At 63.3% G+C, this 14,808-nt stretch carries 9 protein-coding genes; 5 read left to right on the top strand and 4 right to left on the bottom strand.

The window, feature by feature from the left end:
- Nucleotides 1-94 precede the first annotated feature (94 nt).
- Together NLY43_RS24700 and NLY43_RS24695 are read left to right on the top strand one after the other, a co-directional pair.
- Entirely contained in the window at nt 95-1,045 is a 951-nt protein-coding gene (locus NLY43_RS24700; protein WP_023701037.1) for an SPFH domain-containing protein, read from the top strand.
- Between the two features lie 96 nt (nt 1,046-1,141).
- A complete protein-coding gene (locus NLY43_RS24695; protein WP_023701036.1) occupies nt 1,142-1,606 on the top strand; it encodes an NfeD family protein in 465 nt (154 codons plus the stop codon).
- 87 nt (nt 1,607-1,693) lie between these two features.
- Here NLY43_RS24695 and NLY43_RS24690 read toward each other — a convergent pair whose 3' ends face one another.
- Nucleotides 1,694-2,689 carry a KpsF/GutQ family sugar-phosphate isomerase gene (locus tag NLY43_RS24690; RefSeq protein ID WP_023710943.1) on the bottom strand — a complete coding sequence of 332 codons (996 nt, stop codon included), beginning with the start codon at nt 2,687-2,689 and terminating at the stop codon, nt 1,694-1,696.
- Nucleotides 2,690-2,839: 150 nt separating this feature from the next.
- On the opposite strand from NLY43_RS24690, the gene NLY43_RS24685 reads away from it, so the two are divergent.
- A complete protein-coding gene (locus NLY43_RS24685; RefSeq protein ID WP_031199161.1) occupies nt 2,840-4,624 on the top strand; it encodes an outer membrane beta-barrel protein in 1,785 nt (594 codons plus the stop codon).
- Here NLY43_RS24685 and galU read toward each other — a convergent pair whose 3' ends face one another.
- Entirely contained in the window at nt 4,625-5,530 is a 906-nt protein-coding gene (gene galU, locus NLY43_RS24680) for a UTP--glucose-1-phosphate uridylyltransferase GalU (protein WP_023671956.1), read from the bottom strand.
- Between the two features lie 207 nt (nt 5,531-5,737).
- Here galU and NLY43_RS24675 point away from each other — a divergent pair, with 207 nt between their 5' ends.
- Nucleotides 5,738-6,961, top strand: coding sequence for a lytic murein transglycosylase (locus NLY43_RS24675; protein WP_023710941.1), 1,224 nt, complete (start codon nt 5,738-5,740; stop codon nt 6,959-6,961).
- Between the two features lie 103 nt (nt 6,962-7,064).
- Nucleotides 7,065-8,270: an SGNH/GDSL hydrolase family protein gene (locus NLY43_RS24670; RefSeq protein WP_023710940.1), complete on the top strand. Its 1,206-nt coding sequence runs from the start codon at nt 7,065-7,067 to the stop codon at nt 8,268-8,270.
- Here the strand turns inward: NLY43_RS24670 and NLY43_RS24665 are convergent.
- Both NLY43_RS24665 and gltB read right to left on the bottom strand, forming a co-directional pair.
- Nucleotides 8,267-9,721, bottom strand: a complete 1,455-nt coding sequence (locus tag NLY43_RS24665) for a glutamate synthase subunit beta (RefSeq protein ID WP_023710939.1) — start codon at nt 9,719-9,721, stop codon at nt 8,267-8,269. The genes NLY43_RS24670 and NLY43_RS24665 overlap by 4 nt on opposite strands.
- Nucleotides 9,722-9,861: 140 nt before the next feature.
- Nucleotides 9,862-14,613 (bottom strand): glutamate synthase large subunit, encoded by a 4,752-nt coding sequence (gene gltB, locus NLY43_RS24660; RefSeq protein ID WP_023710938.1) that lies wholly within the window; start codon nt 14,611-14,613, stop codon nt 9,862-9,864.
- Nucleotides 14,614-14,808: the final 195 nt, after the last annotated feature.

Raw genomic sequence — 14,808 nt, 5'->3', positions numbered from 1 at the left:
CACCTGATTGTAACATTATTGAAACACACCTAAGTGTTTGGTGAAGTCGGTTGCATGGAATCAACGCCATGGCCGGCATCTGAGGGAGATTCAAATGGACTTCAGTGGTTTCGGTATTGCGATTGGTGCGCTTGCCTTTCTGGTATTGGTGCTTCTTATCAAAGGCATCCGGACAATCCCGCAAGGCTATAATTATACGGTGGAGCGCTTTGGCCGTTACACCAAAACACTAAGCCCCGGCCTCAACCTCATCGTGCCGTTCGTCGACCGCATCGGCGCCAAGATGAACATGATGGAGCAGGTGCTCGACGTTCCGAGCCAGGAAATCATCACGCGCGACAACGCCATTGTCGGCGTCGACGGCATCGCCTTCTACCAGATCCTCAATGCGGCGCAGGCCGCCTACCAGGTCGCCGGCCTGGAGAACGCCATTCTCAATTTGACGATGACCAACATCCGTACCGTCATGGGCTCGATGGACCTCGACGAATTGCTGTCGAACCGCGACGCCATCAACGAGCGCCTGCTGCGCGTCGTCGACGAAGCGGCGCATCCGTGGGGCATCAAGATCACCCGCGTCGAGATCAAGGATATCAATCCGCCGGCCAACCTCATCGAATCGATGGGTCGTCAGATGACGGCCGAACGTAACAAGCGTGCGCAGATCCTCGCCGCCGAAGGCCTCAAGCAGTCGCAGATCCTCGAGGCCGAAGGCCGCAAGGAAGCCGCCTTCCGCGACGCCGAGGCACGCGAACGCTCGGCCGAGGCCGAAGCGCGAGCCACCCAGGTTGTATCGGAAGCCATCTCCAAGGGCGACGTGCAGGCACTCAACTACTTCGTGGCGCTCAAATACACCGAAGCGATGGGCAAGATCGGTACCGCCAACAACAGCAAGGTCGTGCTGATGCCGATGGAAGCCTCGGCGCTGATCGGCACGCTCGGCGGCATAAGCGAGATCGCCAGGGAGGTGTTCCGCAGCGAAGGCACCGCCGGCGCCGCCAGGCAGGCAGGCCGCCCTCCGGTGGTTCGCCCGAATGAGAACTGAGACCTGACGAGAACTGAGGTCGCGAGCATGATCCCGAAAAGTGGGAACCGGTTTTCGGAAAAGATCATGCTCCACAGGAAGTAGGAGCGCACGCCCATGTTTGACCGCATCATTTCCGAACTTGGTCCGTGGAACTGGATGGTTCTGGGCTTCGTCCTCCTGGTGATGGAGGTCATCGCGCCAGGAATATTCATGCTGTGGATCGGCATCGCCGCATTGGTAATCGGTGTGATTTCCCTGCTCATCTGGGACGCAAGCTTCTGGGCCTGGGAAGTCCAGGTCCTCGCCTTCTTGGCGCTGTCGCTGGTCTCGGCCTTCGTCGGCAAGAAACTAGTCGGCGGGCGTAATGTCCCGAGTGATCAGCCGCTGCTCAACCGGCGCGGCGCGCAGTTGGTCGGCAGGATGGCAACGCTGGCCGAGCCGATCAAGGACGGTCGCGGCCGCATCAAGCTCGGCGACACGCTGTGGCGCGTCTCCGGTCCCGACCTGCCGGCCGGCACGCAGGTGCGCGTCGTCAGTTCGGCCGACACCGATCTGGAACTGACCGTCGAGGCTGTTTGACATTTCGAAAGCGCATGGCGCTTTCGATCCGGAAAATCAGGGCGCGTCGCGTAGGGCTTCCCGAACGCGACGCGTCCTTTGATTTTTTCAGGCGGCGCCGATGCGCAGCAGGTCGTGCAGATGAACCAGTCCCACGAGCCGCCTGCCTTCGACCACCATCAGGCTCGTAATGGCCGAATTGTTGATAATCTGCAGCGCCGTCGCCACCAGCGTGTCCGGTGTGGCCGTCTTCGGCTTTTTCGTCATCACCTGATCGACGCTCATTTCCATGAGATTGCTGCCGATGTGACGCCTGATGTCGCCATCGGTGATGATGCCCACCAACGCGCCATCCGCCGTCGCGATCGCCACGCAGCCGAAGCCCTTGTTCGACAATTCGAGGATCGCCTCGCGCATGCCCGTGCCGGAAGCCACCAGCGGCAGCCTTTCGCCGACATGCATGATCTCGTGGATCTGCGTGAGATTGGCGCCGAGCTGGCCGCCGGGGTGGAATGTGCGGAAATGGTCGGGCGTGAAGCCGCGCGCTTCGAGCAGCGCTATAGCCAGCGCATCGCCGACCACCAGTTGCAGCAGGGTCGATGTCGTCGGCGCCAGGCCGTGCGGGCAGGCTTCCGGCACGGACGGCAGGAGCACCACCACGTCGGCCGCGCGCGCCAGCGCCGAGGCCGCGCCCGCGGTAATCGCAATCAGCGGGATCGAGAAGCGCCTGGAATAGGCGACGATGCCCATCAATTCTTTGCTCTCGCCGGACCATGACATGGCGATGATGGCATCGTCTCTGGCGATCATGCCAAGGTCGCCATGATTGGCCTCCGCCGGATGGACGAAGAAGGCAGGCGTGCCGGTCGAAGCCAGACTAGCCGCGATCTTAGTGCCGATATGGCCGCTTTTGCCGACGCCGGTGACTATGACGCGGCCATTGATACGCGACACCATGTCGACGGCGCGGGCGAAAGGTTCGGCCAGTTCGTTCTCCAGCGCGGCGGCCAATGCCGCCACGCCGGCCTGTTCCGTGGCTACCGTTCTCAGCGCCGAGGCGACCGAAGCCTCCAAAGGCTTCTTTTCTGGGGATCCCGCATGCATGGCTGATGCGATTAGCGCTTTGCCGTTCGCCTGTCCAACAGAATTGCCGTCCAGCCATGTCGTACAGGCACACCTTCAACCCTCCGTTAACCATCCCCGTTTACGGTTCGGTAAGTATGGCGCGCTTGCGCCGCGCAAGCAGTGGTGACGATGTCGCGGGCCCAGCCTCAAGAGAAAAAAGGTCGAACGGGCAGAGCCTTTTGCGCTCTGCTTCTGGCGACGAGCGTGCTCGCTTTGCTGCGGCCAACTGCGCTTCATGCCCAGGAGACCGAGCTGCGCGGCGAAGTTTCGGAATCGGCGATCCTGTCCGACCAGCAGCGCCGGGCCAGGCAATTGAGCAAGGCCAACACGCAGGTCAAGCCCGCCCCTGCCGACACGGCCCCCACGGGAAACACGCCAACCGCCTATGTGCCGGCCGGCGATGGCGCCTTGCCTGACGACACCGAGCCGTCACAGGCCGGCGCAAACAGCATTTTCGACCCGCCGGCGACCATCGACGATTCGTTCGTCGACAAGCCGCCCACCGTCCAGCCACGCCGGCCATCGACGGCAAAACAACGCGCCGCCGCGGATGCAGACAAGGCCAAGGACAAAACCAAGGCTGCCGACAAGAAGAAGCCTGGCAAAGCCACGGACCAGACCACCACCGCCGCGACTCCGGACGGCACTGCGGCAGGCGACGCCGATCAGGACACAGCCAACCGCCGTGTCCTCACCGTCGACGGCGTCGACCGACGAAAGCTCGACCCTGGAGCCGAACGCACCGACGCCATCGAGGGCCAGAAGAAGAAGCTCGAGGACGACCCGTACGCGGCAACCGGCATCAAGGTCGGCTCGTTCCTGCTGCGGCCGACGCTCGAGCAGGGCGTTGCCGTCACGTCGAACGCCGATTCCAGCGCTGGCGGCAAGTCGGCGGTGCTGTCCGAAACGGCGCTGCGTTTCTCCGCCGCCTCCGATTGGCGCGAGAATTCGGCGGTCATCGACGGCTACGGCAATTTCCGCAACACCATTTCGGGCCAGAAGATCAATGAGGCACGCGGCCGTATCCAAGGCACGTACAATGTCGACCTCGACAATGAACTGCGCGCCATCGCCAAGCTCGGCTACGAGATTGCGCCGGAATCGGCCTCCGCGCCCGACGCCATTGCCGGCGTCACCTCGCAGCCGATCCGCCAGACTGTCGACGGCAGCCTCGCCGTCGAGAAGGATGTCGGCAAGCTGCGCTTTGCGCTGACCGGTGCGGTCTCCCACGACATCTATGGCGACGCCAAGCTAACGGACGGCACCGTGTTGTCGCAGAAGGATCAGGACAACACGCTCTATACTGCAACGTTGCGGACCGGCTATGAAATTTCCCCGGCTCTGACGCCCTTTGCCGAGATTGAGCTCGGCCGAAGGGTATATGGCCAACGGATCGACAACAAGGGCTTCGAGCGCTCTTCGACCCGGCTTGGCGCACGCGCCGGTATCGAAGTCGACATGGGCGAGAAGCTCAAGGGTGAGTTCTCGGCTGGCTGGCTGAGGGAAGCGATCGACGACAAGAACCTGGAGGCGATTTCGGGAGCCACCATCAATGCCGACCTCAAATGGTCGCCCGAGCGCGGCACCATCATCGGCCTCACCGGGCAAACCACGGTCGAAGGCACGACGAACGCCGGTAAGAGCGGCGACATCCTCTATTCCGGCCGCCTCACCGGCGAGCGGCAGATCCGCGCCGACCTGACCGGCAACGCAGCCCTTGGGCTCGACTGGCGCAATTACACCGGCTCCGACGGCCATGACATGACGCTGAGTGCAGAGGCCGGGCTGACCTGGTGGCTGAACCGCTATGTCGGCCTCACCAGCCGCGCCCGCACCGAAAAGCTGACCAGCAATCTGCCCGGGCGCAACTACACCGCCAACAGCATCTATTTGGGGCTGAAGCTGCAGCGGTAGCTAAAAAGCAGCGCCGCGACGCTCGGACGGCTTCATCTCATCGAGCAGCGTGCGGATGACGCCGGCCATGTTCTCGTTCATGTCGCTGCGCCACAGCGCGAAGGCGACATTGGCCTCGACGAAGCCTTCCGGCGAGCCGCAATCGAAGGTGCGGCCCTGAAAGTGGTAGCCAAAGAAGGGCTGCTGCTTTTCCAGCTTCAGCATCGCGTCGGTGAGCTGGATCTCGTTGCCGGCGCCCTTTTCCTGGCTTTCGAGGATCTTGAAAATCTCGGGCTGCAGGATGTAGCGGCCGTTGATGTAGAGATTGGACGGCGCGGTGCCGGTCTTCGGCTTTTCGACCATCTCGGTGATGCGGAAGCCGTGATGCGTGTCCTCGCCGCGGCCGACAATGCCATATTTGTGGGTTTCGGCCGGATCGCATTCCTGCACCGCGATGATGTTGTTGCCGGTCTCCTCGTAGAGCTCGACCATGGCCTTCGTGCAGCTCTTCTCCGACTGCATGATCATGTCGGGCAGCAACAGCGCGAAGGGTTCGTCGCCGACCAGTTCGCGGGCGCACCAGACGGCGTGGCCGAGCCCCATCGGCACCTGCTGGCGGGTGAACGAGGTCTGCCCCGGCGCCGGCTGCAGCCGCTGCAAGCGGGCCAGCTGATCGTCCTTGCCGCGCTGTGCCAGCGTATCATAGAGCTCGAACTGGATATCGAAATGGTCTTCTATGACCGCCTTGTTGCGGCCGGTGACGAAGATGAAATGTTCGATGCCGGCCTCGCGCGCCTCATCGACGACATACTGGATGACCGGCCGGTCGACGACGGTCAGCATCTCCTTGGGAATGGCCTTGGTGGCCGGGAGAAACCGTGTGCCGAGACCGGCGACCGGGAAAACTGCCTTGCGAACTCGCTTCATGCGTCAATTATCCGTTTGAGGGCGTGCCCGGCAATCCCGCCTCGCGACATTTTCGCGCCGGAATTGTGGATTATCGGGCCATTGAGGGAAACATCAACCGGTAAAGCATCCAGGTGTCTTTTCGTTCCAGGCGCCGCCTATGGTAAACCAATTGCTAACCCGGTTCGGCGATGAATGGTCTTTCCTGAGATAGAGAAAGGGGAAAATATGTCCGTTCGCAGTGCCGCAAAACTCTTTACCAGCGTGCTGACGGCGGCCAGCCTCTCGCTCGCCTTGCTGATGCCGGCCGGACCGGCCTTCGCCGATGCCGGTTTTCGGCAATGGGTCGCCGGCTTCCGCGCCACGGCCGTGGGGGGCGGCGTTTCCGGCGGGGTCTACGACCGAGCGTTCCGGGGCATCAATGAGCCCGACCCGGTGGTGCTGGAAAAGGCACGCACCCAGCCCGAATTCACCGCACCTGCCTGGGACTATTTCGACAACCGCGTCCACGACCAGTCCGTTGCCGTCGGCCAGCAGATGGCCAGGAAATGGAAGCCGTGGCTGGAACGGATCGAGGCGAGGTTCGGCGTCGACCGCTACATCCTGCTCGCCATCTGGTCGATGGAATCGAATTATGGCGAGATCCTCAAGCGCGACGACATCATGCGCAATGTCATCCGCTCGCTGGCAACCCTCGCCTATGGCGACCCGAAGCGTTCGAAATTCGCCCGCACCCAATTGGTCGCCGCGCTGAAAATCCTGCAGACCGGCGACATCGACGAAAGCCACCTGATGGGCTCCTGGGCCGGCGCCATGGGCCAGACCCAGTTCATCCCGACCAGCTACCAGCATTATGCCGTCGACATGGACGGCAACGGCAAGCGCGACATCTGGAATTCGATCCCCGATGCGTTGGCGACATCAGCCAATCTGCTGAAGAAGAATGGCTGGCAGGGCGGCAAGACCTGGGGCTACGAGGTCACCATTCCGGCGGGCAAACTGCCGGCCGGCTCGAAGACATTGGCGCAGTGGCAGGCGCTCGGCGTCACCAGGGCCAATGGCAAGCCGTTCAAGAACGCAACCGACAAGGCGACCCTGAAAGTGCCGGACGGCCGCGGCGGACCGGCCTTCCTGATGATCAAGAACTTCTCCGTCATCAAGGCCTACAACAACGCCGACAAATATGCCCTGGCCGTCGGCCTTCTTGCCGACGAAATCGCCGGCTCTAATGGTCTGGTGCAGGACTGGAAGCGGCCTTTCACCAAACTGTCCTTCGAGGAAAGGCAGGAGTTGCAGAAGCGGCTTTCGCAGCACGGACTTTACGACGGCAAGTTCGACGGCAAGATCGGTGACGGCACGAAAACCGCCATCATGACCTATCAGGCAACGGTCGGCTTGACCCAGGACGGGTATCCGAGCATGGAAGTGCTCAAATGGCTCAGAAAGAAATAGAGCCATCGGCAGCGCCGCGCATTGCGGCGCACAAGCGATGCCGTAGCATTGATGTGTGCATGATCCGCTGCGAGGGCCATGCACCAAGGGATGGAGAGGGTGCTTGGTTTCGGCAGCGCGTATCCGTGTGATCGTTTTCCGCTTGCCGATCCTCGTTCTGGCCATCGTTGTCCTGGCGACGGGACTCGCCGGCAGTTTCCACACACCGGCTTTGGCGCAGGAACAACCGCAGAACCGCGGCTGGTCGCTGCGCGACCTTCTGTTCCCGCGCCGCAGCGAACGCATCGAGCCGCCGCTCGACGTCCGCAAGGCAAAGCCGAAGGTCAAGAAGAAGCCCCGTGCACCCGTTGAACCTTCCGCTCCGATTGTCGAGAAGACACCGGATGCCCGCGTCGTTCTGGTGATCGGCGATTTCATGGCCAACGGCCTGGCCGAAGGCCTCGAAACAGCCTTTGCCGACAATGCCAACGTCAGGATCGTCGAGCGCGCCAACGGTTCTTCGGGTTTCGTGCGCGATGATGTCTACAATTGGCCCGAACAGGTCAAATCGCTGGTCGAGACCGAAAAACCCTCCGTGGTCGTCGTCATGCTCGGCTCCAACGACCGCCAGCAGATGCGCGTCAACGATGTGCGCGAGCAGCCGCGCTCCGAGAACTGGACCAAGGAATACGAACGCCGGACCGAAGCCTTGGGAAAGGCACTGGCGGCGACCAAGGTGCCTTATCTGTGGGTCGGCATGCCAGCCTTCAAGACGCCGAAGATGACCTCCGACATGCTGGCATTCAACGACATCTACCACTCGGCAGCCGAGAAGAACGGCGGCGAATTCGTCGATGTCTGGGACGGGTTCGTCGACGAGAACGGCGCCTTTGTCTCGACCGGCCCCGACATTAACGGCCAGGCCGTGCGGCTGCGCTCCGACGACGGCATCAACGTCTCGAAAGCCGGCAAGCGAAAGCTCGCCTTCTACACCGAAAAGCCGCTGGCCAAGATCCTCGGCCTGGCAGCGCCGGGAAGCGTGGTGACGGCTGCCGCGCCGGCCGGCGCCCCGGTCGAGGCGCCGTCGCTGCCCGCCGCCCCGATCGTGGTCGACCGCACCGTTCCAATGCTGCTCAACGATCCGGCGCTCGACGGCGGGACCGAGCTTCTCGGTGCGGCGGCGGCGCCGAAAGCCAATCCGGATCTGCCCGGCGAAAAACTAATCCTCGAAGGCAAGGCGCCCGAGGCCTCGCCCGGCCGCGCCGACGACTTCTCGTGGCCGCCCAAGGCCGCTGCCGCGACGGATACGACGACGGCGATCAACCGTTAACGGGGGAGTACCGTCGACCCCATCAGCGCTTCATCGATCGAGCGCGCGGCCTGGCGGCCTTCGCGGATCGCCCACACCACCAGCGACTGGCCGCGGCGCACATCGCCTGCGGCGTAAAGCTTGTCGACGCTGGTCTTGTAGTCGCGATCGTTGGCTTCGACATTGCGGGAACGGCGGCTGTCGGTGGTGATTTTCATCTCACCGTCCAGCTCTTTCGCGACGCCCACGGCGGCCGGGCCGGCAAAGCCGATGGCGATGAAGGCGAGGTCTGCACGGATGACGAATTCGGTGCCGGGGATAGGCTTGCGCTTCTCGTCGACCTCGCAGCACTTGACGCCGGTCAGTTGGCCGTCCTCGCCGATGAATTCGAGCGTCGCCACCTGGAATTCGCGCTCCGCACCTTCGGCCTGTGAGGACGAGGTGCGCATCTTGGTCGCCCAGTAAGGCCAGACCGAAAGCTTGTCTTCCTTCTCCGGCGGCTGCGGGCGGATGTCGAGCTGGGTGACGCGCACCGCGCCCTGGCGGAAGGCGGTGCCGACGCAGTCGGACGCGGTATCGCCGCCGCCGACGACGACGACATGCTGGCCGCCGGCGATGATCGGATGCGACGGCCAGGCCACCGACTGGATCGGCTCGCCGCCGACGCGACGGTTCTGCTGCACCAGATAGGGCATGGCGTCATAGACGCCGCCGAGATCGTCGCCCGGAATGTTGGCCGGACGCGGCGATTCCGAACCGCCGCAATAGAGCACCGCATCGTATCCGGCGAGCAACTCTGCCACCGGCTTGTCGACGCCGACATTGACGCCGCAATGGAAGGTCACGCCCTCGCCCTGCATCTGCTCGATGCGGCGGTCGATATAGTGCTTCTCGATCTTGAAGTCGGGAATGCCGTAGCGCATCAGCCCGCCGGGACGGCTCTCACGCTCATAGACGCTGACCTCGTGGCCGGCGCGGCCAAGCTGCTGCGCCGCCGCCATCCCTGCCGGGCCGGAGCCGATGACAGCGACCCGCTTGCCCGTCTTCTTCTCTGGCGGATAAGGCCGGATATGGCCGGTTTCATAAGCCTTGTCGGCGATTGCCTGTTCGACAGTCTTGATGGCAACCGGAATGTCCTCGAGGTTCAGCGTGCAGGCTTCCTCGCAGGGCGCGGGGCAGATGCGGCCGGTGAACTCGGGGAAGTTGTTGGTCGAATGCAGGTTGCGGATCGCATTGTCCCAGTCGCCATTGTAGACGAGGTCGTTCCAGTCCGGGATCTGGTTGTGGATCGGGCAACCGGTCGGCCCGTGGCAGAACGGGATGCCGCAATCCATGCAGCGCGCAGCCTGTTTCTCGACCTCCTTGTCCGACATCGGCAGCGTGAATTCACGAAAATGCCGGATGCGGTCGGAGGCCGGCTGGTACTTGTGCACCTGCCGGTCGATTTCGAGAAAGCCTGTTACCTTGCCCATAGTCCAGTTCCTGCTGTCCAGATGGTGCGGTTTTCGCACCCGTTAACCCCTTGAGGCAGCCGTGGCAACCTTGCATCCGAGGTCAAACTGTCGCTGAAAGTTCCGCCGGGAAGCCTGCGCCTCCCGGCAAGTCGAAAAACCTATTCCGCCGCCACGCCCATGCGCATGCGTTCCATCTCGATCAGCGCGCGGCGGTATTCGACCGGCATGATCTTGCGGAATTTCGGCCGGAAGGTCGTCCAGTCGTCGAGTATCTCGCGGCCGCGCACCGAACCGGTGAAATGGACGTGGTTCGAGATAAGCTGGTAGAGCCGTTCCTCGTCATGGGTGGTCATGTCGCCCGAGACGTCGACGCGACCCTTGTGGTCGAGGTCACCGCCATGATGCAGCAGCCTTTCCATCAGATCGTCTTCTTCCGGAACCGGCTCCAGCTCGACCATCGCCATGTTGCAGCGCGCGGCGAAATCGCCGGCCTCATCCAGAACATAGGCCACGCCGCCCGACATGCCGGCAGCGAAGTTGCGACCGGTCTGGCCGATGACGACGACGATGCCGCCGGTCATGTACTCGCAGCCATGATCGCCGACGCCTTCAACGACGGCGGCGACGCCCGAATTGCGCACCGCGAAGCGCTCGCCGGCGACACCTGCGAAATAGGCCTCGCCCTCGGTCGCGCCATAGAGGACGGTGTTGCCGACGATGATCGATTCCGCCGCGACGATCCTGGACTCCTCCGGCGGCCGGATGACGATGCGTCCGCCCGACAGGCCCTTGCCGACATAGTCGTTGGCCGCACCGACGAGATCGAACGAGATGCCGCGCGCCAGGAAGGCGCCGAACGACTGGCCGGCGGTGCCGGTCAGCTTCACCTGGATCGTGTCCTCGCGCAGGCCCTTGTGCCTGAAGCGCTTGGCGACTTCGCCCGACAGCATGGCGCCCGTGGAGCGATCGACATTGCGGATGTCGACCTCGATCTTGACCGGCTGCTTGCTTTCGAGCGCGGGCTTCGCCAGTTCGATCAGCTTGCGATCGAGTACATCGTCGATCGGGTGTTTCTGCCGTTCGGTCCAGTGCACCGCCTCATGCGGCGCGTCCGGCTTGAAGAACATCTTGCCGAAATCGAGCCCACGCGCCTTCCAATGCTGGATCATCTCACGCTTTTCCAGCAGGTCGCTGTCGCCGATGATCTGGTCGATATGGGTGTAGCCCATCTCGGCCAGCAGCCCCCTCACCTCTTCCGCAACATAGAAGAAGAAGTTGATGACATGCTCGGGCGTGCCCTTGAAACGCTTGCGCAGAACCGGGTCCTGCGTCGCGACGCCGACCGGGCAGGTGTTCAAGTGGCACTTGCGCATCATGATGCAGCCGGCCGCGATCAGCGGCGCGGTCGAGAAGCCGAACTCGTCGGCACCGAGCAGCGCACCGATGATGACGTCGCGCCCCGTGCGCAAGCCACCATCGACCTGCAGCGCAACGCGCGAGCGCAGCCCGTTCAGCACCAGCGTCTGGTGCGTCTCGGCAAGGCCCATTTCCCATGGACTGCCGGCATGCTTGAGCGAGGTCAGCGGCGACGCGCCGGTGCCGCCATCATAGCCGGAGATGGTGATGTGGTCGGCGCGCGCCTTGGCGACGCCCGCCGCGACCGTGCCGACACCGACTTCCGACACCAGCTTTACCGAGACATCGGCCGCCGGGTTGACGTTCTTCAGATCATAGATCAGCTGCGCCAGATCCTCGATCGAATAGATGTCGTGATGCGGCGGCGGCGAGATCAGGCCGACGCCAGGCGTCGAGTGCCGGACCTTGGCGATGGTGGCGTCGACCTTGTGGCCGGGCAGCTGGCCGCCCTCACCGGGCTTGGCGCCCTGCGCGACCTTGATCTGCATGACATCGGAATTGACGAGATACTCGGCGGTGACGCCAAACCGCCCCGAGGCGACCTGCTTGATCGCCGAACGTTCGGGGTTCTTGCTGCCGCCGGGCAGCGGCAGATAGCGGTCGGCCTCTTCGCCGCCCTCGCCGGTGTTCGACTTGCCGCCGATCTGGTTCATGGCGCGCGCCAGCGTCGTGTGTGCCTCGCGCGAGATCGAGCCGAACGACATCGCCCCGGTCGAGAAGCGCTTGACGATATCGGCCGCCGACATCACGTCCTCTATCGCCACCTTCTTGCGGCCGGTCTCTTCCGCAAGCTTGATCCTGAACAGGCCGCGTATGGTCTGGGCACGGGCAGTCTCGCTGTCGATCTGCGCGGAATACTCCTTGAACGTCTCCCACGAGCCTTGGCGCACGGCGTGCTGCAAGGTGGCGACGGCATCGGGCGACCACATATGGGCTTCGCCGCGCATGCGGTACATGTACTCGCCGCCGACCTCAAGGCTGTTGCGCAGCACCGGATCGTTGCCGAAACCGTCGGTGTGGCGGCTGAGCGTCTCGGCCGCAACCTCGTCCAGGCCGACACCTTCGATCAGCGTCGCTGTGCCGGTGAAGTACTTCTCGACGAAATCCGACTTCAGCCCGATGGCGTCGAATATCTGCGCGCCGCAATAGGACTGGTAGGTGGAGATGCCCATCTTCGACATCACCTTGAGGATGCCCTTGCCGATCGACTTGATGTAACGCGAGACCACCTCGTAGGCGTCGACCTCAGCCGGCAGTTCGCCACGCTTGTGCATGTCGAGCAGCGTATCGAAGGCAAGGTAGGGGTTGATCGCCTCGGCGCCGTAGCCGGCGAGACAGCAGAAATGATGCACTTCGCGGGGCTCGCCGGATTCGACGACCAGGCCGACCGCGGTGCGCAGACCCTTGCGGATCAGATGGTGGTGCACGGCAGCCGTCGCCAGCAGTGCCGGAATGGCGATACGGTCGGGACCGACCTGGCGGTCGGACAGAATGATGATGTTGTAGCCGCCGGCAACGGCCGCCTCGGCGCGCTCGCACAGACGCTCGACGGCGCCCTGCATGCCGGCCGCGCCCTCGCTCGACCCGTAGGTGATGTCGATGGTCTTGGTGTCGAAACGGTCCTCGGTGTGGCCGATCGAGCGGATCTTTTCCAGATCGCCATTGGTCAGGATCGGCTGGCGCACTTCGAGCCGCTTGCGGCGCGAATTGCCGACCAGGTCGAAGATGTTCGGCCGCGGCCCGATGAACGAGACAAGGCTCATCACCAGTTCCTCGCGGATTGGGTCGATCGGCGGGTTGGTGACCTGGGCGAAATTCTGCTTGAAGTAGGTGTAGAGCAGCTTCGACTTGTCCGACATCGCCGAGATCGGCGTGTCCGTGCCCATCGAACCCACCGCTTCCTGGCCGGTGGTCGCCATCGGCGACATCAACAGCTTGGTGTCTTCCTGGCTGTAGCCGAAAGCCTGCTGGCGATCGAGCAGGCTGACATCCTTGCGCAGCGCGCGCGGCTCGACCGGCTTCAGATCCTCGAGGATCAGCTGCGTGTTGTTGAGCCAGGTCTTGTAGGGATGCCTGGTGGCGATCTCCGACTTGATCTCCTCGTCGGAAATGATGCGGCCCTTGGCGAGGTCGATCAGAAGCATGCGGCCGGGCTGCAGCCGCCACTTCTTGACGATCCTCTCCTCCGGCACCGGCAGCACGCCGGCCTCTGACGCCATGATGACGCGGTCGTCGTCGGTGACGATGTAGCGCGCCGGCCGCAGCCCGTTGCGGTCGAGCGTGGCGCCGATCTGGCGGCCGTCGGTGAAGGCGACCGCGGCCGGCCCGTCCCACGGCTCCATCAGGGCTGCATGGTATTCGTAGAAAGCCTTGCGGTCGGCATCCATCAGCTTGTTGCCGGCCCAGGCTTCCGGGATCAGCATCATCATGGCATGGCTGAGGCTGTAGCCGCCCTGGAACAGGAATTCGAGCGCATTGTCGAAGCACGCCGTGTCGGACTGGCCGTCATAGGAGATCGGCCACAGCTTGGAGATGTTGTTGCCGAACAGTTCGGAATCGACCGAGGCCTGGCGCGCCGCCATCCAGTTGTTGTTGCCGCGCACCGTGTTGATCTCGCCATTATGCGCGACCATGCGGTAGGGGTGCGCCAGCTTCCAGGACGGGAAGGTGTTGGTCGAGAAGCGCTGGTGGACGAGGATCAGCGCGGTCTCGAAACGCGGATCCGACAAATCCTTGTAATAGGCGCCGACCTGGTAGGCCAGGAACATGCCCTTGTAGACAATGGTGCGCGCCGATAGCGACACACAGTAGGCGCCGATATCCTTGTTGTTGTTCTCGGCGTAGATGCGGCCGGAAATCACCTTGCGCAGCAGGTACAGCCTGGCCTCATATTCCTCGTCATCTGGAATGTCTGATGTGCGGCCGATGAAGACCTGGCGATGGAACGGTTCGGAGGCCGCGATATCGGGCGCCTTCGACAGCGATGAATTGTCGACCGGCACGTCGCGAAAGCCGAGCAGCGGCAGCCCTTCTGACTGCGCCGATTCGGCGATGATCTCTTCGATATGGGCGCGCAGTGCCGCATCCTGCGGCATGAACCAGTGGCCGACGCCGTATTGGCCTGCCGCCGGCAGTTCGACGCCCTGGGCCGCCATCTCTTCGCGGAAGAAATGATCGGGGATTTGCACCAGCACGCCGGCGCCGTCGCCCATCAGCGGATCGGCGCCGACAGCGCCGCGATGCGTCAGGTTTTCGAGCACGAAGAGCCCGTCCTTGACGATCTGGTGCGACTTCACGTTCTTCATGTTGACGATGAAGCCGACGCCGCACGCGTCATGCTCGTTGCGCGGATCGTAGAGACCCTGCGCGGCCATACCGTTGCCGGTCAGGCCGTTGGTGGTTCGGCCTTCTTTGGTCAGAACGGTATTTTTAACGGCTGCCGCTTTCGTCTGCGCGGCCTGGCCGATAATCGCAGATGGCGTCAGTTCCGTCATCGTCCTGTCCTCCGTTCCGGCCCCTTGCACGTCTAGCATTTGGGGCGCTGGTCTACCTTGGGAAGCGACTGGCTTCCGCTCTCATTCTTGCGGCACGTCTTTTCGAAATCCTTGGCGGACCGTGCGGTGCACCGCCGGTTCGTATCCGGTATCGTACAGGCCACAGCCGAGCCGTCTACCCGTCGCTCGCGGCAA

Origin of the sequence: Mesorhizobium sp. C416B, assembly GCF_030323165.1 — a bacterium.
In the GTDB taxonomy this organism is placed as follows: domain Bacteria; phylum Pseudomonadota; class Alphaproteobacteria; order Rhizobiales; family Rhizobiaceae; genus Mesorhizobium.
Note: the sequence above shows the minus strand (reverse complement) of the source record. Positions and strands in the feature narration are given on the sequence as shown.

Bases quoted from the DNA above. Each gene is read 5' to 3' on its own strand.
- NLY43_RS24700 (WP_023701037.1), top strand. From the start codon at position 95: ATGGACTTCAGTGGTTTCGGTATTGCGATTGGTGCGCTTGCCTTTCTG.
- NLY43_RS24695 (WP_023701036.1), top strand. From the start codon at position 1,142: ATGTTTGACCGCATCATTTCCGAACTTGGTCCGTGGAACTGGATGGTT.
- NLY43_RS24690 (WP_023710943.1), bottom strand. From the start codon at position 2,689: ATGCATGCGGGATCCCCAGAAAAGAAGCCTTTGGAGGCTTCGGTCGCC.
- NLY43_RS24685 (WP_031199161.1), top strand. From the start codon at position 2,840: ATGTCGCGGGCCCAGCCTCAAGAGAAAAAAGGTCGAACGGGCAGAGCC.
- galU (WP_023671956.1), bottom strand. From the start codon at position 5,530: ATGAAGCGAGTTCGCAAGGCAGTTTTCCCGGTCGCCGGTCTCGGCACA.
- NLY43_RS24675 (WP_023710941.1), top strand. From the start codon at position 5,738: ATGTCCGTTCGCAGTGCCGCAAAACTCTTTACCAGCGTGCTGACGGCG.
- NLY43_RS24665 (WP_023710939.1), bottom strand. From the start codon at position 9,721: ATGGGCAAGGTAACAGGCTTTCTCGAAATCGACCGGCAGGTGCACAAG.
- gltB (WP_023710938.1), bottom strand. From the start codon at position 14,613: ATGACGGAACTGACGCCATCTGCGATTATCGGCCAGGCCGCGCAGACG.